The following is a 25,719-nucleotide window of genomic DNA, read 5'->3' as shown; positions in this document are numbered from 1 at the left end:
TTCGACGGCCGCGCAGCACCGCACCGGCGGCGCCTGTGCAGTGGCGGGCGGTTCATCGGTCATGCTGAACGAGTCATGACCGATGAACCGCGCACCCGGCACCCCGGCTGGCACGTGGTGGTCCGCACGCTCACCAAGGCGTGGGACGACTCGATCTTCGCGCAATCGGCACAAGCGGGGTTCTGGTGCCTGCTTTCGCTCCCACCGCTGCTGTTGGGGCTGCTCGGGAGCCTGTCCTACATCGCCCCGCTGTTCGGCCCCACGACGCTGGCGACCATCCAGGAGCGGTTGATCAGCGCCGCCGATCACTTCTTCTCCCCCAGCGTGGTCAACGAGATCATCGCGCCGACCATCACCGACATCGTGCAGGACGCCCGTGGCGAAGTGGTGTCCTTCGGATTCGTCATCTCGCTGTGGGCCGGCTCGTCGGCCATCTCGTCGTTCGTCGACTCGGTGGTCGAGGCCCACGACCAGACGCCGCTCCGCCATCCCGTCCGGCAGCGGTTCTTCTCGCTGTTCCTCTACGTGGTGATGCTCGGCCTCGCCGTCGTCGTGATGCCGGTGATCGCGCTGGGTCCGCAGAAGATCGCCGACCTGATTCCCGACAGCTGGGACAGCGTGTGGCAATTCGGCTACTACCCGGTGCTGGCCGGCACCCTGATCCTGATCGTCACCGCGCTCTACCGGGTGGCGCTGCCCCGGCCGCTGCCGTCCTATCGGCTGGTGCTCGGCGCGGCGCTCGCGTCCACGGTGTTCCTCATCGCCAGCCTCGGTCTGCGGGTCTACCTGACGTGGATCACCAGTACCGGCTACACCTACGGCGCGCTCGCGACGCCCATCGCGTTCTCGCTGTTCGCGTTCTTCCTCGGATTCGCCGTCGTCATCGGCGCGGAACTCAACGCGGCGATCGAGGAGCAGTGGCCGGCGCCCGCACCGTATGCACACCGCGTTGGCCGGTGGCTGCGCCGGCGTACCACCGACCCCGGGCGGGCGGCGAACCGGGCGCCCGAAGCCGAGCCGGTCAGCCCTTCTTGAGCTTCTCGAAGATCTTCTTGCACTCCGGGCACACCGGCGATCCCGGCTTCGCGGAGCGCGTCACCGGAAAGACCTCGCCGCAGAGCGCGACGACGTGGGTGCCCATGACCGCAGACTCGGCGATCTTGTCCTTCTTCACGTAGTGGAAGAACTTAGGGGTGTCGTCGTCGGTCCCGTCGTCGACGCGTTCGTCGGTGTCGGTGCGCTCAAGGGTCTGGGTCGCCATGGGCTCAATTGTGCCCGGTCAGCCGACCGTAATAAACCGAAGCGGTGCTCACCCCCGCATTGTGGAACAGTGGAGTGATGAAACACGGCGACGAGCTGGGTTTCGGCGATCCCCCGCAATACCGGTTCGACGACGACGGCCAGCCGGTTCTGATCACCGGCGCCGCGCTGCCCTACGAAGAACAACACCGCCAGCGGGTCCGCAAGTACCTGTCGCTCATGGCGTTCCGCATCCCGGCGCTGATCTTGGCGGCAGTCGCCTACAGCGTCTGGGAGAACGGCCTCATCTCGCTGGCCATCGTGGCGGCGTCCATCCCGCTGCCGTGGATGGCGGTGCTGATCGCCAACGACCGGCCGCCCCGCCGGGCCGAGGAGCCGCGGCGCTTCGACCACCGCGACGCCCCGTCACTGTTCTCCGCCGCACCGCGCCCGTCGCTTCCGGCCGGCGTCGACGCCGTACCGCAACCGGAGCCCGGTGAATGGACCGCCGGCGCCAAAGATGAGAGCGCCTGAATTCCATTCTCAGGACATTCTCAGGTCGGCGACGAATTTCCGCAGTTCAGGACGTGTGAACGCCCGAACCCCTGGGAACTCATTGATCCGTTCGAGCGTTGTACCGCTTGACACTTCGAGCCGATCAGGAGGCCGTCATGGCAAACGCCACCAGCCGCATCGACCAAGATTTGGATGCCCAGAGCCCGGCCGCCGACCTTGTCCGTGTCTATCTGAACGGGATCGGCAAGACCGCGTTGCTCAACGCGGCCGACGAGGTGGAACTGGCCAAACGGATCGAGGCCGGCCTGTACGCCCAGCACCTGCTGAACACCAAGAAGCGGCTGAGCGAATCCCGCAAGCGTGACCTGGCCATGGTCGTGCGCGACGGCGAGGCCGCCCGACGGCACCTGCTGGAGGCCAACTTGCGTCTGGTGGTGTCCCTGGCGAAGCGCTACACCGGCCGCGGCATGCCGCTGCTGGACCTCATCCAGGAGGGCAACCTCGGCTTGATCCGGGCGATGGAGAAGTTCGACTACACCAAGGGCTTCAAGTTCTCCACCTACGCCACCTGGTGGATCCGGCAGGCCATCACCCGCGGCATGGCGGACCAGAGCCGCACCATCCGGCTGCCGGTCCACCTCGTCGAGCAGGTCAACAAGCTCGCCCGGATCAAGCGTGAGATGCACCAGCACCTCGGTCGCGAGGCCAGCGACGAGGAGCTGGCCGCCGAATCGGGCATCCCCGTCGAGAAGATCAACGATCTGCTGGAACACAGCCGCGATCCGGTGAGCCTCGACATGCCGGTCGGCAGCGACGAGGAGGCGCCGCTGGGCGACTTCATCGAGGACGCCGAGGCGATGTCCGCCGAGAACGCCGTCATCGCCGAGTTGCTCCACACCGACATTCGGCACGTGCTCAGCACCCTCGACGAGCGCGAACAGCAGGTCATTCGCCTGCGCTTCGGGCTCGATGACGGCCAGCCTCGCACGCTGGACCAGATCGGCAAGCTGTTCGGCCTGTCCCGTGAGCGGGTCCGCCAGATCGAGCGCGAAGTCATGGCCAAGTTGCGCAACGGCGACCGCGCCGACCGGCTCCGCTCCTACGCCAGCTGACGACGCTTTCGACGAAACCGGCCGTGTGCTGCCCCCTCGCGGGCGGCACACGGCCGGTTTCGCGGTCAGGGAAGTCCGTAATGCCAGCCAGCCGATTAGACTGGCGCCGACCGGGAGGACGGCCATGAACGACCTTGTTGACACCACCGAGATGTACCTGCGGACCATCTACGACCTCGAGGAAGAGGGCGTGGTTCCGCTGCGTGCGCGCATCGCCGAGCGGCTCGAGCAAAGCGGGCCGACCGTGAGCCAGACCGTGTCACGCATGGAGCGCGACGGGCTGTTGCACGTGGCCGGCGACCGTCATCTCGAGCTCACCGAGAAGGGCCGCACCCTCGCCATCGCCGTGATGCGCAAGCACCGGCTTGCCGAACGGCTGCTGGTCGACGTGATCGGCCTGCCGTGGGAGGACGTGCACGCCGAGGCCTGCCGGTGGGAGCACGTGATGAGCGAGGACGTCGAACGGCGGCTGGTGCAGGTGCTCGACAACCCGACCGTCTCTCCGTTCGGCAATCCGATCCCCGGGCTCTCGGACCTCGGCATCGACGCGCTGGGCGCCGAGGACCGCCACCTCGTGCGGCTGACCGAGCTGCCGTCCGGCTTTCCGGTCGCGGTGGTGGTGCGGCAACTGACCGAGCATGTGCAGGGCGACGTTCACCTGATTGCCCGCCTGAAGGACGCCGGGGTGGTGCCGAACGCCCGCGTCACCGTGGAGAACCAGCCACATGGCGGTGTCGCCATCCTCATTCCCGGTCATGAGCAGGTGGAGCTCCCCCATGAGATGGCGCACGCCGTCAAGGTCGAGAAGGTCTGACACGTCAGCCGGCGCGACGACGGCCCGCGAACGTCCGGCCCGGCAGCCGTATGCCGAGGCGCTCCGCCAGCGCGTATCCCGTCGCGCCGAGTTCTCGGATCTGCTCGGGCCGCATCCCGGACTGCAGCGCCTTGTCGAGCATCACCGCCATCCGGTGCGCACCGTCGATGCGCAGCGCGGCCTCCAGCGCAATCCCGGCCAGCGGACCGTCGCCGCGCACATAGGCGGAAAAGGCCAGCAGCACGAGCGGTTCGACGCGCCAGCGATCCGGTAACAGGCGTGTGAGCTCTGCCCAGAGCGCTTCTGCGGCAGCCGCCGCCACGCCGACCGCCAGCGCGTACAGGGTGTCGCGCACTGCGACGTCGGTGAGCGCACACGCCAGGCGGACCGCTTGCCGGTCGGTCAGCCGGCGGCCGTCGGCGAGCCGCGCCGCCACCGTCATCGCGGTCCGCACATCGCGGCGGGTGCGCGCCGGATCGTCGCCGGCCGCCGCGCGGCTCATCGCCTCCGCGGAGATCGCGGGCAGCAGTCCCGCCGTGCGGGCGGGGTCCGTGCCTGCGATGAGCGCCTCCAGATCGGCGCGCCGGCCGTAGAGCCGACGCCCCTCGAACACCGCTGCGGCGGCCAGCGGCGACGCCGCCGGATCGTCGATCACGCCGCCGGCACCGCACCCGTCCGCGCAGTGCCACCGGCCGCCCGGCGCGATCTGATCGACGACATGCGCCGCCCACAGCGCGATGCCCCGCTGTGAGAGCGCGCGGCTCACCGCGGCGGCGAGCTCCGCGTGGTCATCGCCGCAGACGGTGCAGTCGGCGCCGGCCGCGTCCACGATCACCGCGATGGCGGCGTCGCACCGCGCTCGTGACGCCACCTCGGCCAGCTGGTCGACGCCCGCGAGCAGGTCGTCGGACAGTCCCACACGCATCACCGACCCGAGTTCACCGCGCGCGAGTGTGACGAGGACGAGTGAGTGCTCCGGGGCGAACCCGAGCACGGCAGGCAGCGCGGCGATCAACGCGGCCGGGTTGGTGAGGGTGAAGTCGGACCACGGGCCCGACGGCGGAGGAAACGGTGATGAGGTCATGGGGCCACCGTCGCGGCCACCCCCGTCAAGAACCCGGCGCCGGCGCATCCCGGTGACCGCTGCTGTGGATGACGGCGCCGCTGGGGATGAGTGCCCGCAGATTGTTCACGCGGATGTGACCCGGTTGGGGTACGGGTGATCTGCGACGGGCGTAGATGTCTATGTCATGGCATCGATGCTGGAATACGACCTGGTGGTGATCGGATCCGGGCCCGGCGGCCAGAAGGCGGCCATCGCGGCCGCCAAGCTCGGCAAGTCCGTCGCGGTGATCGAGCGCGGCCGGATGCTGGGCGGGGTCTGCGTGAACACCGGCACCATCCCGTCGAAGACGCTGCGCGAAGCCGTCGTCTACCTCACCGGTATGAGCCAGCGCGAGCTGTACGGCGCCAGCTACCGGGTCAAGGACAAGATCACACCGGCCGATCTGCTGGCGCGCACGCAGCACGTCATCGGCAAGGAGGTCGACGTCGTCCGGTCGCAGCTGATGCGCAACCGCATCGAGCTCTACACCGGCCACGGCCGGTTCCTCGACCCGCACACCCTGGTGGTCGAGGATCCGACCCGCGCCGAGCGGATCACCGTCAGCGGGCGGTACATCGTGATCGCCACGGGCACCAAGCCGGTCCGGCCCGCGGGGGTGGAGTTCGACGAGGAGCGGGTGCTCGACTCAGACGGCATCCTCGACCTGCGGACCATCCCGACCTCGATGGTGGTCGTCGGGGCCGGGGTGATCGGCATCGAATACGCATCCATGTTCGCCGCGCTCGGCACCAAGGTGACGGTGGTGGAGAAGCGTGACTCGATGCTCGAGTTCTGCGACCCCGAGATCGTCGAGGCGCTGAAGTTCCACCTTCGCGACCTGGCGGTGACGTTCCGCTTCGGCGAGGAGGTGACCGCCGTCGACGTCGGATCCGCCGGCACCGTCACCACGCTGCGCAGCGGCAAACAGATCCCCGCGGAAACCGTCATGTACTCGGCGGGCCGGCAGGGCCAGACCGAGCACCTCGACGTGGAGAACGCCGGGCTGGAGGTCGACGACCGCGGCCGGATCGCCGTCGACGACGACTTCCGCACGAAGGTCGAGCACATCTTCGCCGTCGGGGACGTCATCGGCTTTCCGGCGCTGGCCGCCACATCGATGGACCAGGGCCGGCTCGCGGCGTACAACGCCTTCGGGGAGCCGACCAAGGGCATGACCGAACTGCAGCCGATCGGCATCTACTCGATCCCCGAAGTGTCCTACGTCGGCGCCACCGAGGTGGATCTGACCCGTGCGTCCATCCCGTACGAGGTCGGCGTATCGCGGTACCGCGAGCTCGCCCGCGGCCAGATCGCCGGCGACTCCTACGGCATGCTCAAGATGCTCGTCTCCACCGACGACCTGCGGCTGCTCGGTGTGCACATCTTCGGCAGCAACGCCACCGAACTCGTCCACATCGGCCAGGCCGTCATGGGCTGCGGCGGCACCATCGAATACCTCGTCGACGCGGTGTTCAACTACCCGACGTTCTCCGAGGCGTACAAGGTCGCTGCCCTGGACGTCATGAACAAGCTGCGGGCGCTCACCCAATTCCGCGGCTGACTGCAGGAACACCCGAGGCCAGGTGTCGCGTTGAAGTGATGCGGGTATGCGCGGCGCATACCGATGGCAACGCCGTGGCGGATCGACGACACCCGACGCGTCCACGGCGCGGCGCAGGAGGTGAGTGATGTCAGAACCCGACGAGCAGCGTTATCGGCCCGACCACTCCGGCATGTACGAGCTGGAATTCCCCGCCCCGCAGCTGTCCGCCGCGGACGGTCGCGGACCGGTCCTCGTTCACGCGCTGGAGGGTTTCTCCGACGCCGGCCATGCCATCCGGCTGGCCGCGCAGCACCTGAAGGACTCGCTCGACACCGAACTCGTGGCGTCGTTCGCCATCGACGAGCTCCTCGACTACCGCTCGCGGCGGCCGATGATGACGTTCAAGACCGATCACTTCACCGACTACGACGACCCGGAGCTCAGCCTGTACGCCCTGCACGACAGCGTCGGCACCCCGTTCCTCCTGCTGGCGGGCCTGGAACCGGACCTCAAGTGGGAGCGGTTCATCACCGCCGTCCGGCTGCTCGCCGAGCGGCTCGGCGTGCGGCGCACGATCGGGCTGGGCGCCATCCCGATGGCGGTGCCTCACACCCGCCCGGTGACCCTGACAGCTCATGCGAACAACCGCGAGCTGATCGCCGACCACGAGCCGTGGATCGGCGAGGTCAAGGTGCCCGCCAGCGCGTCCAACCTGCTGGAGTACCGGCTCGCCCAGCACGGGCAGGAAGTGATCGGCTACACGGTGCACGTGCCGCACTACTTGGCGCAGGCCGATTACCCGGCCGCCGCGCAGGCGCTGCTCGAACAGGTCGCCAAGAGTGCGTCGCTGCAGCTGCCGCTGGGAGCGCTCGGTGAAGCTGCCGCGGTGGTGCGCGCGAAAATCGACGAGCAGGTCGAGTCGAACCCCGAAGTCGCCCAGGTGGTGACGGCGCTCGAGCGGCAGTTCGACGCCTTCGTCAACGCACAGGCGAACCGCTCGCTGCTGGTCCGTGAGGAAGAACTACCCAGCGGCGAAGAACTGGGCGCAGAGTTCGAGCGGTTCCTCGCCGAGCAGACCGGCGAGGCCGACGACCCGTCCTGATCGTTCGGCGGCTCGGAGTCGGCCGTCCTCGCGTCCGCGGCTGGCCGACGAACCGTCGCCCGCTCAGCTGGTGGCCGACACCCGCCGGTGGGCACGCAACGCCTGGATCTCGCGCTCGAAGTCGTCGGCCGAGGTGAACGAGCGGTACACCGACGCGAACCGCAGGTAGGCGACCTCGTCGAGCTCGCGCAACGGCCCGAGGATTGCGAGGCCCACCTCGTTGCTCGGCACCTCCGCCGAACCCCCGGCGCGGATGGTGTCCTCCACCTGCTGCGCCAGCAGCATCAGCGCGTGCTCGTCGACGTCGCGGCCCTGACAGGCACGTCGGACGCCGCTGATCACCTTCTCGCGGCTGAACGGCTCGGTGACGCCGCTGCGCTTGACCACCGCCAGCACCGCGGTCTCCACCGTGGTGAAGCGGCGACCGCATTCCGGACACGAGCGGCGACGCCGAATCGCCTGGCCCTCGTCGGTCTCCCGCGAGTCGACGACCCGCGAATCGGGATGGCGGCAGAACGGACAGTGCATGACTGCTCCTTCACCGCCGCGGGCGCCAGAGGGGGGATCGGACTCCGCCGAGCCTACCCGCGCCGCCCGCAGCGCGGTGACCGACGCCGTGCGCTCCGCGTCCGCGCATCCTACGAGCCGGCCTGTGCGCCTCCGGCTTTGCGGCCGCACCGGATCAGCCGATCGGCGCGATGAGCGTCTGGCCGGGCCGGAGTACCGCGGAGTCGAGTTCGTTCAAGTCGCGGATCCGGTCGGCGACCTGCGCCGCCGGCGCGTCCGGCGCGACCCGGGCCGCCAGGTGATACAGGGTCTCCCCCGGCTGCACCTGCACCACGGCCAGCTGGTCGGGAGCGGGCGCGGTGGGCCGCTCCGCGGCCTGGCCGAACTGCCCCACCACCGCCAGCCAGACGGTCAGCGCCGCCGCCATGAGCCCCAGCGCGACGGTCGTCACCGGGGTGACCGGCCGTCGGCGGTGCGGTGCGCGGGAGCGTGCCACGCCGGGACCGCGGTGGCGGAGGGGTTCGCCGCCGGGCCGGCGCTGCGCAGGGCGGCGTACCGGACGGGCGGTGCCCGGCGCCTCGTCGCGGGCCGGGATGCGGACGGGACGGGGCTTCGCGTCGAGAATGGTCATCTGCCTGCCTGCCTTTCGCTTTCGCTCGTGCGTTCGAATGTACTCGATCACGTGTTCGATGTCCGAACATGTGATCGATTCGTTGTAACAGCAGGGTCCGACAAGTGCCGACACCTCCGACACGCCGTCGAACACATGTTTGAACATGTCGGGCACGCGCAGTACAGTCGGCGCATGAGCAACCGCAGCGACACGTCCGAGCCGGCAGCTCCGTCGGAGGCCGGCGCCGCCCTGACCGCGCGTCAGCGCACCATCCTCGAGGTCATTCGCGCTTCGGTGACCACCCGCGGGTACCCGCCGAGCATCCGTGAGATCGGCGACGCGGTCGGCCTGACGTCGACGTCCTCGGTGGCGCACCAGCTCCGCGTCCTGGAACGCAAGGGCTACCTGCGGCGCGATCCGAACCGGCCCCGGGCGGTCGACGTCCGGACTGCCGAGGAGATGCCCGCCGCGCCGGTGACCGACGTCGCGGGGTCGGACGCGCTGCCGGAACCGACCTTCGTCCCGGTGCTGGGTCGGATCGCGGCCGGCGGGCCCATCCTGGCCGAAGAGGCGGTGGAGGATGTGTTCCCGCTGCCGCGCGAACTGGTCGGCGAAGGGTCGCTGTTCCTGCTGAAGGTGGTCGGCGAGTCGATGATCGACGCCGCCATCTGCGACGGCGATTGGGTGGTCGTGCGTCAGCAGAACGTCGCCGACAACGGCGACATCGTCGCGGCCATGATCGACGGCGAGGCCACCGTCAAGACGTTCAAGCGACGCGGCGGCGACGTGTGGCTCCTGCCGCACAATCCGGCGTTCGAACCGATCCCGGGCAACGACGCCGTGGTGCTCGGCAAGGTCGTCACCGTCATCCGCAAGATCTGAGCGCAGACGACGACGCGGGGCGGGCACATCGCGTGCCCGCCCCGCTGTCGGTCGTCCGCAGCGGGTCAGACCCCCAGGCTGCGCCCGATGATCTCCTTCATGATCTCAGTGGTTCCGCCGTAGATCGTCTGGACCCGAGCGTCGAGGAACGCGCGCGCCACCGGATATTCGCGCATGTAGCCGTAGCCACCGTGCAGCTGCAGGCACCGGTCGACCAGCCGCACCTGCGCCTCGGTGGAGTACCACTTGGCCATCGACGCCTGCTCGGCACTCAGCTTGCCGTCGAGATACAGCCGGATGAACTCGTCGACCATGATGCGCACGGCGGTGGCCTCGGTGGCCAGCTCGGCGAGTAGGAAACGGCTGTTCTGCTGGCTGCCGATCGGCTTGCCGAACGCTTTGCGCTCCTTGGCGTACTGCAGGGTCTGCTCCAGCACGGTCTCCATCGCGGTCGCAGCCATGACCGCGATGTTGAGGCGCTCCTGCGGCAGGTTCTGCATGAGGTAGATGAAGCCGAGGCCCTCTTCGCCCAGCAGGTTCTCCGCAGGCACGTGCACGTCGGTGAAGGACAGCTCTGCGGTGTCCTGTGCGTCGAGCCCGATCTTGTCGAGCTTGCGGCCGCGCTCGAAGCCCGCCATGCCGCGCTCGACCACCAGCAGCGAAAAGCCCTGCGCACCCTTGTCGGGGTCGGTCTGCGCCACGACGATCACCAGGTCGGAGTGAATGCCGTTGGTGATGAACGTCTTCGCGCCGTTGAGGACGTAGTGATCGCCCTGCTTGACCGCGCGGGTCTTGATGCCCTGCAGGTCGCTGCCGGTGCCTGGCTCGGTCATCGCGATCGCGGTGATGATGTCGCCGCTGCAGAAGCCGGGCAGCCACCGCTGCTTCTGCTCCTCGGTCGCGAGCTTGAGGAGATAGGGCGCGATGATGTCGTTGTGCAGGCCGAATCCGAGGCCGCTGAATCGGCCCGCGGTGGTTTCCTCGGTGAGCACCACGTTGTACCGGAAGTCGGGGTTGCCGCCGCCGCCGTACTCCTCGGGCACCTCCATGCCGAGGAAGCCCTGCTTGCCGGCCTCCCGCCAGACGTCGCGATCGACGATCTTCTCCTCTTCCCACTTGTCGTGGTACGGCGCGACGTGGCGGTCGAGGAAGGCGCGGTAGGACTCGCGGAAGAGCTCGTGGTCGGAATCGAAGAGGGTGCGCTCGTACTTGACGACGCCCATGGCGGACCTCCGGGTGATCGGTCAGGAATCTGCCCCCGACGATATACCAACCGTCCGGTTGGTCGAACCGCGGCGCTGCGCGACCCGTCCGTAGACTTCCGGCCATGTCCCCCGCCCCCACGAGCCTGACGCACTGGGGCGCATTCCGTGCCCAGGTGGCCGACGGGGACATCGCGGCCGTGGCGCCCATCGCCGAGGACGCCGACCCGTCCCCGCTGCTCGGGAACCTGCCGGGCTCGGTGCGCCACCGTGCTCGAGTGGCCGGGCCGGCGGTCCGCCGCGGGTGGCTCACCGACGGCCCGGGGCCCACCGACGCCCGTGGCGCCGACGACTTCGTCGCGGTCCCCTGGGACGAGCTGCTGGACCGCCTCGCCGCCGAACTACGACGCGTGGTCGACACCGGCGGCAACGAGGCGATCTACGGCGGCTCCTACGGCTGGTCGAGTGCCGGGCGATTCCATCACGCGCAGAGCCAGGTGCACCGGTTCCTCAACCAGCTGGGCGGCTATACGTCCTCGCGTCACTCCTACAGCCTCGGTGCCACCGGCGTCATCATGCCGCGCGTCGTCGGTACGCACGACGACCTGTTCACGCGCAGCACCGAGTGGCCCGTCATCGTCGAGCACACCGACCTGCTCGTGTGCTTCGGCGGCCTTCCGCTGCGCAACACCGCGATCAACGACGGCGGCACCACGGCACATCCGGCGCGCGGCGCGCTGGCGGCGCTGCGGGCCCGCGGCGGGCGCATCGTGTCGTTCTCCCCGCTGCGCGACGACGTCGACGGCGATTGCGAGTGGCACCCGGTGCTGCCCGGAACCGATGTCGCGGTGATGCTGGCGCTGGCCTATGTGCTCGCGACCGAAGGCCTGGCCGACCGCGCCTTCCTGAGCCGGTACTGCACCGGCTACGAGGCGTTCGAGCGCTATCTGCTGGGCACCGACGACGGCGTCCCGAAGACGCCGCGGTGGGCTGCGGCGATCGCCGGGGTGTCCGCCGACGCGCTCACCGCGCTCGCGCGCCGGCTGGCGGCACACCGCACGCTCGTCACCGTCAGCTGGTCGCTGCAGCGCGCCCGCTTCGGCGAGCAGGCCCCGTGGATGGGTCTGACGCTCGCCGCGATGCTCGGCCAGATCGGCCTTCCCGGTGGCGGTTTCGGCCACGGCTACGGCTCGATGAACGAAGCGGGGCTCGCGCCGCTGCGGCACCGCCTGCCCCGCCTACCCCAGGGCGTCAACCCAGTGCGGGCGTTCATCCCGGTCGCCGCGATCAGCGACCTGCTGCTCCATCCGGGCGAACCGTTCGACTACAACGGCCAGCTTTTGCGCTATCCGGACATCCGGTTGGTGTACTGGGCCGGCGGCAACCCGTTCCACCACCACCAGAACCTGCCTCGGCTGCGCCGCGCGCTCGCCCGCGTGGACACCATCGTGGTGCACGACCCGTACTGGACACCGATGGCCAGACACGCCGACATCGTGATCCCGTCGACGACTCCTTATGAGCGCGAGGACTTCTCGGGTTCCCGCAACGATCCGCTGCTCGTCGCCATGCCGGCACTGGTCCCGCCGTACGCCCAGGCGCGCGACGACTACCGGGTGTTCGGCGACCTCGCCGATCGGCTCGGATTCGGCGAGACCTTCACCGAAGGCCGCACGGCGCGCCAGTGGTTGGTGCACCTGTACGAAGAGTGGGCCGCCGGGCTCGACCTCACGGTGCCGTCGTTCGCCGAATTCTGGCGCAAAGGCCGGCTGCGGCTACCCGTCGAGCACGGCCTGACGCTGCTCTCCGACTTCCGTGCCGATCCGGACACCCATCCGCTGGCCACCCCGAGCGGGCGGATCGAGATCTTCTCGGCCACCATCGACGGCTTCGGCTACCCCGACTGCGCGGGCCACCCGCGGTGGTACGAACCCGTCGACTGGCTGGGCGGTCCGCGCGCCCGCGACTATCCGCTGCACCTGATCGCCAATCAGCCGGCGTCGCGGCTGCACAGCCAGCTCGACGGCGGCGCCGTCAGCCAGGCCTCGAAAGTGCAAGGCCGCGAACCGATCCGGATGCATCCGATGGACGCGGCGGCTCGCGGACTGCGCGACGGCGAGGTGGTCCGCGTCTTCAACGACCGCGGCGCCTGCCTGGCCGGGCTGGTGATCGACGACCGGCTCCGCCCGCAGGTGGTGCAGCTGTCGACCGGCGCCTGGTACGACCCGCTCGATCCCGTCGACGTCGACGCGCTCTGCGTGCACGGCAACCCGAACGTGCTGACCGACGATTCCGGCACCTCGTCGCTGGCTCGCGGCTGCAGCGGCGCGCACACCCTGGTGCAGGTCGAACGCTTCACCGGCGAGCTGCCGCCGGTGCGGGCGCACGATCCGCCGGTGATCGTGGCCGCGACGTGAGGCGCCTGGCCGCGGCGGCCGCCGCGCTGCTGCTGGCCGGCTGCAGCGCCCCGCGACCCGAGCCGTCGCCACCATCCGAGCCGGCCCCGCCGCCGTCGTCGGCCGTGGCACCGGAAGCGATCCGGTATGTCGCACTGGGTGATTCGGCGGCCTCGGCGCCGCTGGTGCCCGACCGGGCGCCGCCGACGGGCTGCCTGAAGTCGACGAACAACTACCCGTCGGTGCTGGCCCGCGCGCTGTCGGCGCGCCTCGTCGACGTCACCTGCAGCGGCGCCCGCACGCCCGACCTCGTCGACCGCGCACAGCGCACCTTCGCCGGACCGGTGCCGCCGCAGCTCGACGCCGTCGGCGCGGACACCCAGCTGGTCACCATCACCATCGGGGGCAACGACGTCGACCTGGCATCGACGGCCAGCCGGTGCCGCCGCGACGCCCTGGACGCACCGCCGTGCGCCGCCGAGTTACTCGCCGACGGCGACGTCGTGTCGGCGGCCATCACCGCCGCGGCAGCCGGCTGGTCGGAGCTGGTGGACGCGGTCCGGGCACGTGCACCGCATGCCCGCGTCGTGCTGGTGGGGTACGGCACCTTCATCCGGCCGGGCGGCTGCTTCCCCGCCCAGCCCGTCCATCCCGCCGACGCCGACTACTTCCAGGCGAAGGTCGACGAACTGGACGACCGCCAGCGGCAGGTCGCCGCCGACGAGGGTGTCGACTTCTTCGACGTGCGGACGATCTCGGCGGGACACGACATGTGCGCCCCGCCGGATCAGCGCTGGATCGAGGGCTTTGTGCTCGCGCACGCCGCCGCGCCGCTGCACCCGAACCGGTTCGGTGCAGCGGCGGTCGGCGAGGCGCTCGCGCACCACCTGCGGCGGTGAGGACTCAGCGCGTCGGCTGCGGCCGACGGGCGCGGCGCCGGCCGCCGCCCTGGGGACCCGCGGCCGGCTGACCACTGTGCTGGCGGACAGCGCCCGCCGGCTTCGCGGGCCGACGCCGCCGCGGCGCGCCCGACGGCTGCTGCGGGGCCGGTTGCGGCGCGGGCGCCCGGTAGGCGGCGACCTCACCGACGAGCGCCTGCACCTGCGGCGAGTCGGCGCCGACGGTCGACGGCGCCACGGTGATCCCCGCTTTGCGCAGCAGCAGCTGGGTGTCGCGGCGCTGCTCGGGAAGCACGAGGGTCACCACGTCACCGGCGCTGCCGGCGCGCGCGGTGCGGCCGGACCGGTGCAGGTAGGCCTTGTGCTCGACGGGCGGGTCGACGTGCACGACGAGCTCCACCTCGTCGACGTGCACGCCGCGGGCGGCGATGTCGGTCGCCACCAGCACCCGCGCCTCGCCCGAGCTGAAGGCGGCGAGGTTGCGATCACGGGCGGGCTGGCTGAGGTTGCCGTGCAGGTCGACCGACGGCACCCCGGACTCGGTGAGCTGGCGGGCCAGCTTGCGCGCCTGGTGCTTGGTGCGCATGAACAGGATGCGGCGACCGGTGCCCGACGCGAGCTGGTGCACCACCTGCTTCTTCGCGTCGGCGCCGGCCAGGTGGAACACGTGGTGGGTCATCACGGCGGGCACCTCGTCGACCGGGTCGACCGAATGCGACACCGGATCGGTGAGGAACCGGCGCACGAGCTTGTCGACGCCGTTGTCGAGCGTTGCGGAGAACAGCAGCCGCTGCCCGCCGGCCGGGGTGGCCGACAGGATGCGGGTGACGCCCGGCAGGAACCCGAGATCGGCCATGTGGTCGGCCTCGTCGAGGACGGTGATCGCCACGTCGTCGAGGGAGATGAGCCGCTGGCCCATCAGGTCTTCGAGCCGGCCCGGGCAGGCGACGACGATGTCGACGCCGGCGTTGAGCGCCGTCACCTGGCGGTGCTGCGAGACGCCGCCGAAGATCGTGGTGACGGTCAGGCCGCGCGCCGCGGCGAGCGGCTGCAGCGTCGCGGTGATCTGGCTGGCGAGCTCCCGGGTCGGAGCCAGCACCAGCCCGGTCGGGTGGTTGCGGCGGCGGCCCTTCGGGGACAGCCGCGCGACGAGCGGAATCGAGAACGCCAAGGTCTTGCCGCTGCCGGTCTTGCCGCGGCCGAGCACGTCGCGCCCGGCGAGGCTGTCGGGCAGGGTCGAGACCTGGATGGGGAACGGTGCGATGATGCCGCCGCCGGTGAGGACACCGACCAGTTCGGCGGGCACACCAAGGGCAGAGAACGAAACGTCAGACAACGAAAAGGGCCTTTCGGCTCGGTAGCCGCGCGCGTGCGGCGAGCACCGGATGCGCGGCTGATGGGCGAGATTGCCGGTCGGCAATGTCGATCGCCGCGAGAAGACTCATGCGATGCGCACGTACCGGCCTGCGAGGGCGGGAAGCGTTCCGCGACGGTACCGCTGCCGTAGGTCCGGCTGCGGGGTTGTCTCAGCCTAACCGACGACGGGTGCCGGGCACCATGTGACGGCCGTCATGACGATGCGTAGTCGCGCAACGCGGCGGCCAGCGCCACCGGCACCCGGGCGGTGATGCGCGTGCCGTCACCGGTGTGATCGGTGGCCTCGATACGGCCTTCGGTGTGCAGCCGCGCCACCAGGTCACCGCGGTCGTACGGGATGGTGACGTCGACGGCCGCATCGGTGGGGGGCAGGGACTGCGCCATGCACCGCCGCAGGTCGTCGAGTCCCTGACCGGTCTGCGCCGAGACGAACACCGCAGCGGGCAGCGCGCGGCGCAGGGCGGCGAGCGCGGACTCGTCGGCAGCGTCGATCTTGTTGACCACCAACAGTTCTGGCGCCGGCTCGATGCGGTAGTCGGCGACCACGTCGGCAAGAACCTGCCGCACGGCGCTGATCTGTGCGAACGGGTCGGCGTCGGAGCCGTCGACCACATGGATCAGCAGGTCGGCGTGCACCACTTCCTCCAACGTCGAGCGGAACGCCTCGACGAGCTGGGTCGGCAGGTGCCGGACGAACCCGACGGTGTCGGTGAGCACGAACGGGCGCTCGTCGTCGAGAACGCCACGGCGCGTGGTCGGTTCGAGGGTGGCGAACAACGCGTTCTCCACCAGGACGCCCGCGTCGGTGAGCGCGTTGAGCAGACTCGACTTGCCGGCGTTGGTGTAGCCGACGATCGCGATCGACGGCACGTCGGACGTCACCCGGCGGCTGCGCTGGGTGTCGCGGATCTTCTTCATGTCCTTGATCTCGCGCCGCAGCTTGGCCATCCGCTCGCGGATACGCCGCCGGTCGGTTTCGATCTTGGTCTCACCGGGACCGCGGGTGCCGACGCCGCCGCCGGCGCCACCGGCGCGGCCACCGGCCTGTCGGGACATCGACTCGCCCCAGCCGCGCAGCCGGGGAAGCATGTACTCCATCTGGGCCAGCGACACCTGCGCCTTGCCTTCGCGGCTGGTGGCGTGCTGGGCGAAGATGTCGAGGATCAGCGCGGTGCGGTCGATCACCTTGACCTTGACGGCCTTCTCCAGCGCATTCAGCTGCGCCGGCGACAGTTCGCCGTCGCAGATGACGGTGTCGGCGCCGGTGGCGAGCACCACCTCGCGCAGCTCCTGCGCCTTGCCGGAGCCGATGTAGGTCGACGGATCCGGCTTGTCGCGGCGCTGGACGAGGCCGTCGAGCACCTCGGAACCCGCCGTCTCGGCCAGCGCGGCCAGTTCGGCCAGGCTGTTGGCGGCGTCCGCGGCGCTGCCGTCGGTCCACACGCCGACCAGCACCACGCGCTCGAGGCGCAGCTGGCGGTACTCGACCTCGGAAACGTCGGTGAGTTCGGTGGACAGTCCCGCGACGCGACGCAGGGCCGACCGTTCCTCCAGCGCCATGTCGCCGGTGCTGGGGAGGTCGTCGAGGAAAGATTCGGGCGATGTCATAGGCGAATACAGGTTCGCACGCAGCTCGGTGTTCATGCATCCCGTTTAACGTCCCTGCGTGCGCCACCATTCCTCGGCGAGCTCGCCGCGCGCGACCAGCACCGACGGCCCGCGCAGAAAGCTCGTCGCTTCGGTGACGGTGACGGTGACCTCGCCGCCGGGGATGCGCACGCGCAGCGAGCCGGTGTCGGCGCCCTGGTGGCGCAGCGCCGCGACGGCGGCCGCGACGGTGCCCGTGCCGCACGAACGGGTCTCCCCCACGCCGCGTTCGTGGACCCGCATGGCGACCGCGCCGTTGGCGGGCGCGGTGAGCACCTCGACGTTGACGCCCGCCGGGAACTGGGCGGCGTCGTACGCCACGGGTGCCGCGACGTCGAGCGCGGCGAGGTCTGCGGCGGTCAGGTCGGGAACCACGCACGCCAGGTGCGGGTTGCCGACGTCGACGCCCACCCCGCGGACCTCCCGCCCACCGACCGTCGCCGTCCCCGGGCGCAGCAGGGTGGGCTTGCCCATGTCAACCGTCACGTCGGCGGTGACGCCGTCGGCGGCGTGCAGCTGCACCGGCCGCGGACCTGCCGGCGAGCCCACCACGAACCGGTCGCGGTCCTCCAGCCCGCGGGCGCGCAGGTAGTGGGCGAACACCCGCACGCCGTTGCCGCACATCTGCGCCGGCGAGCCGTCGGCGTTGCGGTAGTCCATGAACCAGTCGCCGAGGTCGACGCCGTCGGGGAGCTCGTCGAACACCCCGGCGCGCAGCGCGGCCGCGGCCGTCGTCACCCGCAGCACACCGTCGGCACCGAGCCCGCGGCGGCGGTCGCAGAGCGCGGCCACGGCGCCGGGGCGCAGGTCGACGGTCGCGTCGACGTCGCACAGGAGCACGAAGTCGTTCTCCGTGCCGTGCCCCTTGGCGAATTCCATCCCGTCAGACTACGGCGCGCAGCAGCCGCCACACGGTGTCCACGTGCCCGCTCCGGGCCCCGTCGAGCCAGTGGATGCGGTGGTCGCGGCGGAACCAGGACCGCTGCCGGCGGACGTAGCGGCGGGTGCCGACGAACGTCGGTTCGCGGGCGCCCGAGCCGTCGCCGCCGGCGTCGAGATCGGCCAGCACCTGCGCGTATCCGAGCGCCCGCGCTGCGGTGGCGCCCTCCCGCAAGCCCACCGCGACGAGCCGTCGCACCTCGTCGACGAGCCCGGCCGCGAACATCGCGTCGGTGCGCTGTCGCAGGCGCGCGTCGAGCAGTTCGGTGGGCCAGTCGAGCCCGACGATGACGGTGTCCCACCGCGGCGCCCCGATCGACGGGGCCGACGCGGCGAACGGCTTGCCGGTGAGCTCGACCACCTCCAGCGCGCGCACCACGCGCCTGCCGTCGGACGGCAGGATGCCGGCCGCCGCGGCCGGATCGACGGTGGCCAGCTCGGCGTGCAGCGCGGCCACGCCGATGTCCGCGAGCCGCGCTTCGTAGCGGGCGCGGACGCCCGCGTCGGTCGCGGGGAACCGCCAGTCGTCGAGCAGCGACTGCAGGTAGAGCATCGAGCCGCCGACGATCACCGGCACGACGCCGCGCGCGGTGATCGCCTCGACGTCGGCGGCCGCCGCGGCCTGGTAGCGGGCGACGGTGGCGGTCTCGGTGACGTCGAGGACGTCGAGCTGGTGGTGCGGGATCCCGCGGCGCTGTTCGACCGGGAGTTTGGCGGTGCCGATGTCCATGCCGCGGTACTGCTGCATCGCGTCGGCGTTGACGATCTCGCCGCCGAGCCGTTCGGCGAGCGCCAGCCCGAGGTCCGACTTGCCGGTGCCGGTGGGCCCGACGATCGCCACCGGACGGATCACTCGGTCGATCCCCCGGTCGCTTCGCTCCTGCCCGCCGGACGCCAGGCGCCGACGAAGTAGCCGACGCCGAACGGGGCGCCGCGATAGCGCTCGACCGCCGCGGCGGGGTGTTCGACGGCGCCGGCCAACACCTGGTAGGCGACCCGGCCGGTGACCGCGTCGGGCAGGTCGCGCAGCGCGGCGCCGTCCCCCGCGGCCAGCGCGTCGTCGACCCGCTGCTGCACGGCCACGCTGTCGGGGTCGAAGCCGCCGGGTGCGGGCGGCGTGAGGGTGCGCAGCCCGTCGGCGACCACCAGCAAGCCAACCTCCTCGTCGGCGTCGTCCAGCGCGGACCGCAGCGCGCGGCCCTCGGCGGCGGCGTCGTCGGCGCTCAGCTCGGCGGGATAGAGCAGCACCTCGGCGGCGGCCCGCGGTGCGGCGGTGCCGCGGATCCAGCCGGTGATGAGCGCCGCGAGGGGCAACACCGCGGGCCTGTCGGCCTGCGGCGACAACCGCACCACGCGGTCGACCCCGTACCCCGCGAACGTCCCGACCGCCGACGGGGCGACGTAGCCGGCGCGGGCATCGACGCCGACGGCGACCCACCGGCCGGGCAGCGCCGCCACCGCGTCGGCGATCGCCGCCCGCACCTCGACGGTCTCGGTGGCCGCGGCGCCGGCGAGTTCGGGCACGAGCACGGGTGCGGACGGCACGAGGGCGACGGCGACGAGCACGGCCATCACGCTAGCGAGCGACGGGCGCCGCACCGGCTGCGCGGGCCGGGGTGTCCGACGCCTCGCTGCGCGCCAGCGCCATGGTCGCCACGACCGTGACGGTGACGGCGACGACGAGGGCGATCCAGCCGGCACCGTCGGGCCGCAACGCCTCGCCGAGGACGACGACGCCGAGCACCGATCCGACCACCGGCTCGGTGACCGTCATGGTGGGCAGCGACGCGGTCAGCGCGCCGGCGCGGAACGACGACTGCTGCCAGGCCGTCGCGGCGACCGCCACCAGCGCCCAGGCGTACAGCTCCGGCGTGGTGAGCAGCGCGACCAGCCCGTCGGCGAGCCGGTCGACGACGCCCTTCATCAGCACCGCGAACACCCCCCACAGCGCGCCGGACACCACGCCGAGCAGCACCGCGGCCGCCGGGCCGGGCCGCAGCCGGGCGCCGACGACGCAGGCCAAGAGCACCGGCGCGAGCACCGCGATCACCGCCGACCAGTCCTGCCACGAGCCGCGCGCGGTGCCCTCGGTGGGGTTGCCGACGGTGACGACGACCGCGACCGCGGCGGCCAGCGCCACCGCCCAGCACCACTGGCGGCGAGTGACGCGGCGGCCGGTGATGCGGGCGTTGATGGGCAGCGCGAAGAGCAGCGCGGTGACGAGCAGCGCCTGGACCAGCAGCACCGAGCCGAACCCCAGCGCGGCGGCCTGCAGGCCGAACCCGAGCGCGGCCACCGCACCGCCGAGCCACCACCGCACATCGCGCAAGAGCGACAGCAGCAGCCGGGTGTTGCCCACCGGCTCGTCGGTGACCTCGTGCGCCGACCGCTGCTGCGTGACGTCGCCGATCGCCAGGCACAGCGCCGCCGCCAGCGCCAGCACGACCGCGATCTCCGCCCTGGCCATCCGCACCTCCACCGCGCCCCGGGGGCTACAGCCTGCCCAGTGCGCCCGGCGGGCGCAAGCGCGCCCGGCAACGCACGGGCGTCCCGGTCGGCGATTTGTTTCAATAGCGGTGCGTGCGGAGACCAGCCGGTTTCCGCTGGTGCGCAGGGCGCCGCGACGCGCGGCAGAGGTGCGGGTCGACCGTGCGGAGGTGTGGGGACATGGCTGAGACCGATCCGGGCGCGCAGGACGTGCAGGACACGCCGGCGACCGGCGGTACCCCGAAGCCGGCGCCCCGCCCCGGCGCCCGCCCGGTGCCCAGACCGACCCGGCCCGCCGCGGTCGTCGGCGTCGCCGCGCCCAGCGGCGACCCGCACCGGTTCGGCCGGGTCGATCCCGACGGCACGGTCTGGCTGATCACCTCCGCGGGCGAACGGAGCATCGGCTCGTGGCAGGCCGGTGATGCGGAGGCGGCGTTCGCGCACTTCGGTCGCCGGTATGACGATCTGAGCACCGAGATCGCCCTGCTGGAAGCGCGGCTGGCCTCGGGCAGCGGCGATGCCCGAAAGATCCGCGCAGCGGCGGCCGCGCTCGCCGAATCCCTGCCCACGGCAGCGGTCCTCGGCGACGTCGACGCCCTGACCGCCCGGCTCGACGCGATCCAGGAGCACGCGCAGGAGACCGCGCAGGCGCAGCGGGCCCGTCGGGAAGCGGAGCGGGCAGCGCTGCTCGCCCGCAAGGAGGCGCTGGCCGTCGAAGCGGAGGCGCTCGCGCAGACCACCGGGCAGTGGAAAGCCGCGGGCGACCGGATGCGCCAGATCCTCGACGAGTGGAAGACCATCACCGGGCTCGACCGCAAGACCGACGACGCGCTGTGGAAGCGGTATTCGGCGGCCCGCGAGACGTTCAACCGCCGCCGCGGCGCGCACTTCGCCGAGCTCGACCGCGAGCGGGCCGGCGCCAAGGCGGCCAAGGAGAAGCTCTGCGAGCGCGCCGAGGCCCTCTCGTCGTCCACCGACTGGGCGAACACCGCGGCGGCGTTCCGTCAGCTGCTGGTGGAGTGGAAGGCCGCCGGGCGCGCCGCCAAGGACACCGACGACGCGCTGTGGCGCCGGTTCAAGGCCGCTCAGGACGTGTTCTTCGAGGCGCGCAACGCCGCGACCGCCACCCGCGACGCCGAACTGGTGGCGAACGCGCAGGCCAAGGAGGCGCTGTTGGCCCAAGCCGAGAAGGTCGCGGTGTCCGACCGGGACGCCGCCCGCGCCGCGCTGCGCACGCTCGTCGACAAGTGGGAGGCCATCGGCCGGGTGCCGCGGGAGCGCGCCGCCGACCTCGAGAAGCGGCTGAAGGCCGTCGAGAAGCGCATCCGCGACGCGGCCGAACCCGATCGCGGCGATCCGGAGGCGCAGGCGCGCGCCGAACAGTTCCGGGCCCGCGCCGAGCAATTCGAGAAGCAGGCCGCCAAGGCCGCGGCCGCGGGCCGCACCAAGGACGCCGAAGCCGCGCAGGCCAGCGCGAAGCAGTGGCGTGAGTGGGCCGACGCCGCTGCTCGGACGCTGAACCGCCGCCGGTAGCTAGGAGTCGTCGTCGCGGCGGGGATCGGGCTCCCGCAGCCCGTCGAGCAGGGTCGTCGCCTCCTGCTCGGCGGCGAGCCGCCGGCGCTCCTGCTCGGCGGCCAGCTGCACCGCGGTGCGCGACCACACCACCCGCGCCCAGTGGAACGTCAGCAGGATCACCGCGATCCAGGCGATGATCAGCCCGAACGCCGGGCCGGGGTTGCCCGCGCCCGCCGTCTGCCGCGACCACACCGCGAGCATGCCGATCACGCTGGCGACCGCCGATCCGGCGAGGGCGACCCACGCCAGCGTCCAGCGGCGGGTCAGCAACGCCAGCATCGAGAAGCCGACGCCGAATACGAGTGCCAGCCAGGTGAACACCCGCGACGGCAGCGTCACGGCGGCCTCCTGCGCGGCCGCCGAGCCCAGCAGCGCGTCGAAGCCGCGGGCACCGCCGGTGTGCGGCAGCACGAACGACACCAGCAGCACGAACACCAGCACCGCGACGACGACGGCACGGCCACCGGGGTTGATCTCGCCGGCCACCCGGCGCTCGACGGCGTCCAGATCGTCCTTGTAGGCCTCGAAGCCGCTGTCGTCGGCGCTCATCGTGGGCACCCCGCCGCGGTTGGGGCGGCCGCGGGACGTCCTACCGACGGCAGCCCGAGCCCCACGGTGACCGGTCGCTGCCCGCCGGCATGGGCGTCGCCGGCGCGGGTGCGGCGGTGGGTGAGCAGCGGCCCGTCCGCCACGAGGTGGTGCGGGGCCGCGGCCGTCACGACGGTGGTCACCACATCGCCCGGGCGGATCTCGGCGTCGCCGGGCTGGAAGTGCACCAGCCGGCCGTCGCGGGCGCGGCCGGTCATGCGGGCGGTGCGGATGTCCTTGCGGCCCTCGCCGGCCGCCACCAGCAGCTCGACGGTCCGGCCGACCTGCGTACGGTTCTCGTGCAACGCGATGTCCTCCTGCAGGGCGATCAGCCGGTCGTAGCGTTCCTGTACGACGGACTTCGGGATCTGGTCGGGGTATTCGGCGGCCGGGGTGCCGGGGCGCTTGGAGTACTGGAAGGTGAACGCGCCGGCGAACCGGGCCTGCGCCACCACGTCCAGCGTGGCCTGGAAGTCCGCCTCGGTCTCGCCGGGGAAGCCGACGATGAGGTCGGTGGTGATCGCCGCGTGCGGCATCGCCGCCCGCACCCGCTCGATGATCCCCAGATACCGCTCGGCGCGGTAGGACCGGCGCATCGCCCGCAGGACGCGGTCCGATCCCGACTGCAGCGGCATGTGCAGGGCCGGGCAGACGTTCGGCGTGTCGGCCATCGCCTCGATGACGTCGTCGGTGAACTCGGCGGGATGCGGTGAGGTGAACCGCACCCGCTCCAGACCGTCGATGCGTCCGCACGCGCGCAACAACGACGCGAACGCCCCGCGGTCGCGTGGCTCGTCCCGGTCGGCGAACGACACGCCGTAGGCGTTGACGTTCTGGCCCAGCAGCGTCACCTCGAGCACGCCCTGGTCCACCAGCGACTGCACCTCCGCGAGGATGTCGCCCGGCCGGCGGTCGAGCTCTCGGCCCCGCAGCGAGGGGACGATGCAGAACGTGCAGGTGTTGTTGCAGCCCACCGAGATCGACACCCATGCGGCGTACGCCGACTCCCGCGTCGCCGGCAGCGCCGACGGGAACTCCTGCAGCGTTTCGGCGATCTCGACCTGCGCCATCCGGTTGTGCCGCGCGCGGTCGAGCAGGGCGGGCAGCGATCCGATGTTGTGGGTGCCGAACACCACATCCACCCACGGCGCGCGATCGAGCACCGCGCGGCGGTCCTTCTGCGCCAGGCAGCCGCCGACGGCGATCTGCATGTCGGGGTTGCGTTGCTTGCGGGGCACCAGATGGCTCAGGTTGCCGTAGAGCTTGTTGTCGGCGTTCTCGCGGACCGCGCAGGTGTTGAACACCACGACGTCGGCCTGGGATCCGTCGACTGCGCGTTCGTAGCCGGCTGCCTCCAGCAGGCCGGCGAGCCGCTCGGAGTCGTGGACGTTCATCTGGCAGCCGTAGGTGCGCACCTCGTAGCTGCGCCGCCGCACCGTGGGCCGCAAGACGGCCTGCTCAGGGGCACTCGAAGACACACTCAAGGCTAGCTCAGCGCGCTGCACGCGGAGAAACCCGCGCTGGATCGGCCGGGCCTCGGTAGGGTCAGGCCTCATGATCAGCGCCGAGTCGCCGACCGACGCTTCCGACCGGCCGCCCGCCGCCGGCACCCCGATGGTGTCGATGCGGGGCGTCAACAAACACTTCGGCGCGCTGCACGTGTTGCGCGACATCGACCTCGACGTCGCGCGCGGCGAAGTGGTGGTGGTGCTCGGACCGTCCGGGTCGGGGAAGTCGACCCTGTGCCGCACCATCAACCGGCTGGAGCCCATCGACTCCGGATCCATCGCCGTCGACGGCGTCCCGCTGCCGGCGGAGGGGCGGGCGCTGGCGAGGCTGCGGTCGGACGTCGGGATGGTCTTCCAGTCGTTCAACCTGTTCTCGCACAAGACGATCATCGACAACGTCACCCTCGGACCGGTCAAGGTGCGCAAGCTGGACCGCGAGCGGGCCCGGCGCGAGGGCATGGCGCTGCTCGAGCGCGTCGGCATTGCCAACCAGGCCGACAAGTACCCGGCGGCGCTGTCGGGCGGGCAGCAGCAGCGGGCAGCGATCGCGCGGGCGCTGGCGATGAACCCCAAGGTGATGCTGTTCGACGAACCGACCAGCGCGCTGGATCCGGAGATGATCAGCGAGGTGCTCAACGTCATGGCACAGCTCGCCGCGGACGGGATGACGATGCTCGTGGTCACCCACGAGATGGGGTTCGCCCGCCGCGCCGCCAACCGGGTCGTCTTCATGGACGAGGGCGCGATCGTCGAGGCCGCCGATCCCGAAACCTTCTTCGCCTCACCGCAATCGGAGCGGGCCCGCGATTTTCTCGGCAAGATCCTCAACCACTGATGCCGCACCACGAGGGAGTTCACTGATGTCGTCGAAGCGGTTACGCCTCGCCCTGGTCGCCGCGGTCGCCGCGGTGCTGCCGCTTGCCGCCTGTGGCAGCGGGGACGATCAGAACACCATCACGATCGGGACCAAGTTCGACCAGCCGGGCCTGGGCATGAAGACACCGCAGGGCATGTCCGGGTTCGACGTCGACGTCGCCACCTACGTCGCCGAGCAGTTGGGCTACTCGCCGGACAAGATCGAGTGGAAAGAGGCGCCGAGCCCGCAGCGCGAGAACCTGATCGAGACGGGTCAGGTCGACTACATCGTGGCCACCTACTCGATCACCCCGGAGCGGGAGAAGAAGGTGTCCTTCGCGGGGCCCTACTTCACCACCGGCCAGGCGTTGCTGGTCCGGGCCGACGACAATTCGATCACCGGCCCGGAGTCGCTGAACAACAACAAGGTGCTCTGCTCGGTGAACAATTCGACGCCGGCGCAGAACATCAAGAAGAAGTACCCGAACGTGCAGCTGCAGGAGTACGACACCTACTCGGCCTGCATCGAGGCGCTGCGCAACAAGGCGGTCGACGCGCTCACCACCGACGCGGTGATCCTCGCGGGCTACGCCGAGCAGAGTCCGGGCCAGTTCAAGATTCCCGGCCAGCCGTTCTCGGTGGAGAACTACGGGATCGGCCTGGCCAAGGACGACAGCGAGCTGCGCGGCAAGATCAACGACGCGATCCAGAAGATGATCGACTCCGGCGCGTGGCAGCAGGCGTTCCAGAAGAACCTCGGCAAGTCGGGCTACGCGATGCCCGCCCCGCCGCAGGTGCAGCGCTCCTGAGCTG

At 71.2% G+C, this 25,719-nt stretch carries 25 protein-coding genes; 12 read left to right on the top strand and 13 right to left on the bottom strand.

Going from position 1 to position 25,719, the window contains the following annotated elements:
• Window positions 1-75: 75 nt before the first annotated feature.
• Window positions 76-1,035, top strand: a complete 960-nt coding sequence (locus tag LV457_RS16510) for a YihY/virulence factor BrkB family protein (protein WP_232172454.1) — start codon at window positions 76-78, stop codon at window positions 1,033-1,035.
• On the opposite strand, the gene LV457_RS16505 is transcribed toward LV457_RS16510, so the two are convergent.
• Window positions 1,022-1,261 carry a DUF3039 domain-containing protein gene (locus LV457_RS16505; protein WP_232172452.1) on the bottom strand — a complete coding sequence of 80 codons (240 nt, stop codon included), beginning with the start codon at window positions 1,259-1,261 and terminating at the stop codon, window positions 1,022-1,024. The two genes, LV457_RS16510 and LV457_RS16505, sit on opposite strands and share 14 nt — an antisense overlap.
• A 59-nt stretch (window positions 1,262-1,320) precedes the next feature.
• Between LV457_RS16505 and LV457_RS16500 the strand changes: the two genes are divergently transcribed.
• The 3 genes from LV457_RS16500 to LV457_RS16490 all read left to right on the top strand — a co-directional run bounded on the left by LV457_RS16500 (window position 1,321) and on the right by LV457_RS16490 (window position 3,681).
• Window positions 1,321-1,773 carry a DUF3099 domain-containing protein gene (locus LV457_RS16500; RefSeq protein ID WP_232172646.1) on the top strand — a complete coding sequence of 151 codons (453 nt, stop codon included), beginning with the start codon at window positions 1,321-1,323 and terminating at the stop codon, window positions 1,771-1,773.
• Between the two features lie 137 nt (window positions 1,774-1,910).
• Window positions 1,911-2,867, top strand: a complete 957-nt coding sequence (locus LV457_RS16495) for a sigma-70 family RNA polymerase sigma factor (RefSeq protein ID WP_232172450.1) — start codon at window positions 1,911-1,913, stop codon at window positions 2,865-2,867.
• Between the two features lie 124 nt (window positions 2,868-2,991).
• Complete coding sequence (locus LV457_RS16490; protein WP_232172448.1) at window positions 2,992-3,681, top strand: metal-dependent transcriptional regulator; 690 nt, start codon at window positions 2,992-2,994, stop codon at window positions 3,679-3,681.
• Between the two features lie 4 nt (window positions 3,682-3,685).
• On the opposite strand, the gene LV457_RS16485 is transcribed toward LV457_RS16490, so the two are convergent.
• The gene (locus LV457_RS16485) at window positions 3,686-4,765 is read right to left on the bottom strand and encodes a DUF4192 domain-containing protein (protein ID WP_232172446.1); all 1,080 of its coding nucleotides are present in this window, start codon (window positions 4,763-4,765) and stop codon (window positions 3,686-3,688) included.
• A gap of 175 nt (window positions 4,766-4,940) precedes the next feature.
• Between LV457_RS16485 and sthA the strand changes: the two genes are divergently transcribed.
• Both sthA and LV457_RS16475 read left to right on the top strand, forming a co-directional pair.
• Window positions 4,941-6,347 carry a Si-specific NAD(P)(+) transhydrogenase gene (gene sthA, locus LV457_RS16480; RefSeq protein WP_232172644.1) on the top strand — a complete coding sequence of 469 codons (1,407 nt, stop codon included), beginning with the start codon at window positions 4,941-4,943 and terminating at the stop codon, window positions 6,345-6,347.
• 127 nt (window positions 6,348-6,474) lie between these two features.
• A complete protein-coding gene (locus tag LV457_RS16475) occupies window positions 6,475-7,431 on the top strand; it encodes a proteasome assembly chaperone family protein (protein ID WP_232172443.1) in 957 nt (318 codons plus the stop codon).
• A 63-nt stretch (window positions 7,432-7,494) separates the two neighbouring features.
• On the opposite strand, the gene nrdR is transcribed toward LV457_RS16475, so the two are convergent.
• Both nrdR and LV457_RS16465 read right to left on the bottom strand, forming a co-directional pair.
• Complete coding sequence (gene nrdR / locus LV457_RS16470; protein WP_232172442.1) at window positions 7,495-7,959, bottom strand: transcriptional regulator NrdR; 465 nt, start codon at window positions 7,957-7,959, stop codon at window positions 7,495-7,497.
• Window positions 7,960-8,113: 154 nt separating this feature from the next.
• Window positions 8,114-8,569, bottom strand: a complete 456-nt coding sequence (locus tag LV457_RS16465) for a LysM peptidoglycan-binding domain-containing protein (RefSeq protein ID WP_232172440.1) — start codon at window positions 8,567-8,569, stop codon at window positions 8,114-8,116.
• Window positions 8,570-8,743: 174 nt separating this feature from the next.
• Here LV457_RS16465 and lexA point away from each other — a divergent pair, with 174 nt between their 5' ends.
• Complete coding sequence (gene lexA / locus LV457_RS16460) at window positions 8,744-9,433, top strand: transcriptional repressor LexA (protein ID WP_232172438.1); 690 nt, start codon at window positions 8,744-8,746, stop codon at window positions 9,431-9,433.
• A gap of 65 nt (window positions 9,434-9,498) precedes the next feature.
• Here the strand turns inward: lexA and LV457_RS16455 are convergent, their stop codons facing one another.
• Window positions 9,499-10,656, bottom strand: a complete 1,158-nt coding sequence (locus LV457_RS16455) for an acyl-CoA dehydrogenase family protein (protein WP_232172437.1) — start codon at window positions 10,654-10,656, stop codon at window positions 9,499-9,501.
• A gap of 104 nt (window positions 10,657-10,760) precedes the next feature.
• Between LV457_RS16455 and LV457_RS16450 the strand changes: the two genes are divergently transcribed.
• Both LV457_RS16450 and LV457_RS16445 read left to right on the top strand, forming a co-directional pair.
• Complete coding sequence (locus tag LV457_RS16450) at window positions 10,761-13,052, top strand: molybdopterin guanine dinucleotide-containing S/N-oxide reductase (RefSeq protein WP_232172435.1); 2,292 nt, start codon at window positions 10,761-10,763, stop codon at window positions 13,050-13,052.
• Entirely contained in the window at window positions 13,049-13,930 is an 882-nt protein-coding gene (locus LV457_RS16445) for an SGNH/GDSL hydrolase family protein (protein WP_232172433.1), read from the top strand. The genes LV457_RS16450 and LV457_RS16445 overlap by 4 nt, the downstream gene beginning before the upstream one ends.
• Before the next feature lie 4 nt (window positions 13,931-13,934).
• Here LV457_RS16445 and LV457_RS16440 read toward each other — a convergent pair whose 3' ends face one another.
• From LV457_RS16440 to LV457_RS16415, 6 genes are all read right to left on the bottom strand, one after another.
• Window positions 13,935-15,266: a DEAD/DEAH box helicase gene (locus tag LV457_RS16440; RefSeq protein WP_232172431.1), complete on the bottom strand. Its 1,332-nt coding sequence runs from the start codon at window positions 15,264-15,266 to the stop codon at window positions 13,935-13,937.
• Window positions 15,267-15,499: 233 nt separating this feature from the next.
• Complete coding sequence (gene hflX, locus LV457_RS16435; RefSeq protein WP_232172429.1) at window positions 15,500-16,915, bottom strand: GTPase HflX; 1,416 nt, start codon at window positions 16,913-16,915, stop codon at window positions 15,500-15,502.
• 45 nt (window positions 16,916-16,960) lie between these two features.
• On the bottom strand, window positions 16,961-17,833 hold the full coding sequence (gene dapF, locus LV457_RS16430; RefSeq protein ID WP_232172427.1) for a diaminopimelate epimerase: 873 nt from the start codon (window positions 17,831-17,833) through the stop codon (window positions 16,961-16,963).
• Between the two features lie 4 nt (window positions 17,834-17,837).
• Window positions 17,838-18,743: a tRNA (adenosine(37)-N6)-dimethylallyltransferase MiaA gene (gene miaA / locus LV457_RS16425; protein WP_232172641.1), complete on the bottom strand. Its 906-nt coding sequence runs from the start codon at window positions 18,741-18,743 to the stop codon at window positions 17,838-17,840.
• Complete coding sequence (locus LV457_RS16420) at window positions 18,743-19,459, bottom strand: hypothetical protein (protein ID WP_232172425.1); 717 nt, start codon at window positions 19,457-19,459, stop codon at window positions 18,743-18,745. Before LV457_RS16420 ends, miaA begins: the two co-directional genes overlap by 1 nt.
• Before the next feature lie 10 nt (window positions 19,460-19,469).
• Window positions 19,470-20,360: a DMT family transporter gene (locus tag LV457_RS16415; protein WP_232172423.1), complete on the bottom strand. Its 891-nt coding sequence runs from the start codon at window positions 20,358-20,360 to the stop codon at window positions 19,470-19,472.
• Window positions 20,361-20,560: 200 nt separating this feature from the next.
• Here LV457_RS16415 and LV457_RS16410 point away from each other — a divergent pair, with 200 nt between their 5' ends.
• Window positions 20,561-21,913, top strand: a complete 1,353-nt coding sequence (locus tag LV457_RS16410) for a DUF349 domain-containing protein (protein WP_232172421.1) — start codon at window positions 20,561-20,563, stop codon at window positions 21,911-21,913.
• Here the strand turns inward: LV457_RS16410 and LV457_RS16405 are convergent, their stop codons facing one another.
• On the bottom strand, window positions 21,914-22,504 hold the full coding sequence (locus LV457_RS16405; RefSeq protein WP_232172419.1) for a hypothetical protein: 591 nt from the start codon (window positions 22,502-22,504) through the stop codon (window positions 21,914-21,916). It lies immediately after the preceding gene.
• The gene (gene miaB / locus LV457_RS16400) at window positions 22,501-24,027 is read right to left on the bottom strand and encodes a tRNA (N6-isopentenyl adenosine(37)-C2)-methylthiotransferase MiaB (protein ID WP_374198875.1); all 1,527 of its coding nucleotides are present in this window, start codon (window positions 24,025-24,027) and stop codon (window positions 22,501-22,503) included. The genes LV457_RS16405 and miaB overlap by 4 nt, the downstream gene beginning before the upstream one ends.
• 70 nt (window positions 24,028-24,097) lie before the next feature.
• Here miaB and LV457_RS16395 point away from each other — a divergent pair, with 70 nt between their 5' ends.
• Together LV457_RS16395 and LV457_RS16390 are read left to right on the top strand one after the other, a co-directional pair.
• A complete protein-coding gene (locus LV457_RS16395) occupies window positions 24,098-24,886 on the top strand; it encodes an amino acid ABC transporter ATP-binding protein (RefSeq protein ID WP_305071252.1) in 789 nt (262 codons plus the stop codon).
• Window positions 24,887-24,911: 25 nt separating this feature from the next.
• Complete coding sequence (locus LV457_RS16390; RefSeq protein WP_232172417.1) at window positions 24,912-25,715, top strand: glutamate ABC transporter substrate-binding protein; 804 nt, start codon at window positions 24,912-24,914, stop codon at window positions 25,713-25,715.
• The last annotated feature ends 4 nt before the right edge of the window (window positions 25,716-25,719 follow it).

The organism is Mycobacterium sp. MYCO198283 (genome assembly GCF_021213805.1).
Taxonomy (GTDB): Bacteria; Actinomycetota; Actinomycetes; order Mycobacteriales; family Mycobacteriaceae; genus Mycobacterium.
The sequence above is the reverse complement of the archived record's forward strand: the minus strand, read 5'-3'. Positions and strand labels throughout refer to the sequence as shown.

Coding starts and splice junctions, on each gene's coding strand:
- LV457_RS16510 (WP_232172454.1), top strand. CDS start 76: ATGACCGATGAACCGCGCACCCGGCACCCCGGCTGGCACGTGGTGGTC.
- LV457_RS16505 (WP_232172452.1), bottom strand. CDS start 1,261: ATGGCGACCCAGACCCTTGAGCGCACCGACACCGACGAACGCGTCGAC.
- LV457_RS16495 (WP_232172450.1), top strand. CDS start 1,911: ATGGCAAACGCCACCAGCCGCATCGACCAAGATTTGGATGCCCAGAGC.
- LV457_RS16490 (WP_232172448.1), top strand. CDS start 2,992: ATGAACGACCTTGTTGACACCACCGAGATGTACCTGCGGACCATCTAC.
- LV457_RS16485 (WP_232172446.1), bottom strand. CDS start 4,765: ATGACCTCATCACCGTTTCCTCCGCCGTCGGGCCCGTGGTCCGACTTC.
- sthA (WP_232172644.1), top strand. CDS start 4,941: ATGCTGGAATACGACCTGGTGGTGATCGGATCCGGGCCCGGCGGCCAG.
- LV457_RS16475 (WP_232172443.1), top strand. CDS start 6,475: ATGTCAGAACCCGACGAGCAGCGTTATCGGCCCGACCACTCCGGCATG.
- nrdR (WP_232172442.1), bottom strand. CDS start 7,959: ATGCACTGTCCGTTCTGCCGCCATCCCGATTCGCGGGTCGTCGACTCG.
- LV457_RS16465 (WP_232172440.1), bottom strand. CDS start 8,569: ATGACCATTCTCGACGCGAAGCCCCGTCCCGTCCGCATCCCGGCCCGC.
- lexA (WP_232172438.1), top strand. CDS start 8,744: ATGAGCAACCGCAGCGACACGTCCGAGCCGGCAGCTCCGTCGGAGGCC.
- LV457_RS16455 (WP_232172437.1), bottom strand. CDS start 10,656: ATGGGCGTCGTCAAGTACGAGCGCACCCTCTTCGATTCCGACCACGAG.
- LV457_RS16450 (WP_232172435.1), top strand. CDS start 10,761: ATGTCCCCCGCCCCCACGAGCCTGACGCACTGGGGCGCATTCCGTGCC.
- hflX (WP_232172429.1), bottom strand. CDS start 16,915: ATGACATCGCCCGAATCTTTCCTCGACGACCTCCCCAGCACCGGCGAC.
- dapF (WP_232172427.1), bottom strand. CDS start 17,833: ATGGAATTCGCCAAGGGGCACGGCACGGAGAACGACTTCGTGCTCCTG.
- LV457_RS16415 (WP_232172423.1), bottom strand. CDS start 20,360: ATGGCCAGGGCGGAGATCGCGGTCGTGCTGGCGCTGGCGGCGGCGCTG.
- LV457_RS16410 (WP_232172421.1), top strand. CDS start 20,561: ATGGCTGAGACCGATCCGGGCGCGCAGGACGTGCAGGACACGCCGGCG.
- LV457_RS16405 (WP_232172419.1), bottom strand. CDS start 22,504: ATGAGCGCCGACGACAGCGGCTTCGAGGCCTACAAGGACGATCTGGAC.
- LV457_RS16395 (WP_305071252.1), top strand. CDS start 24,098: ATGATCAGCGCCGAGTCGCCGACCGACGCTTCCGACCGGCCGCCCGCC.
- LV457_RS16390 (WP_232172417.1), top strand. CDS start 24,912: ATGTCGTCGAAGCGGTTACGCCTCGCCCTGGTCGCCGCGGTCGCCGCG.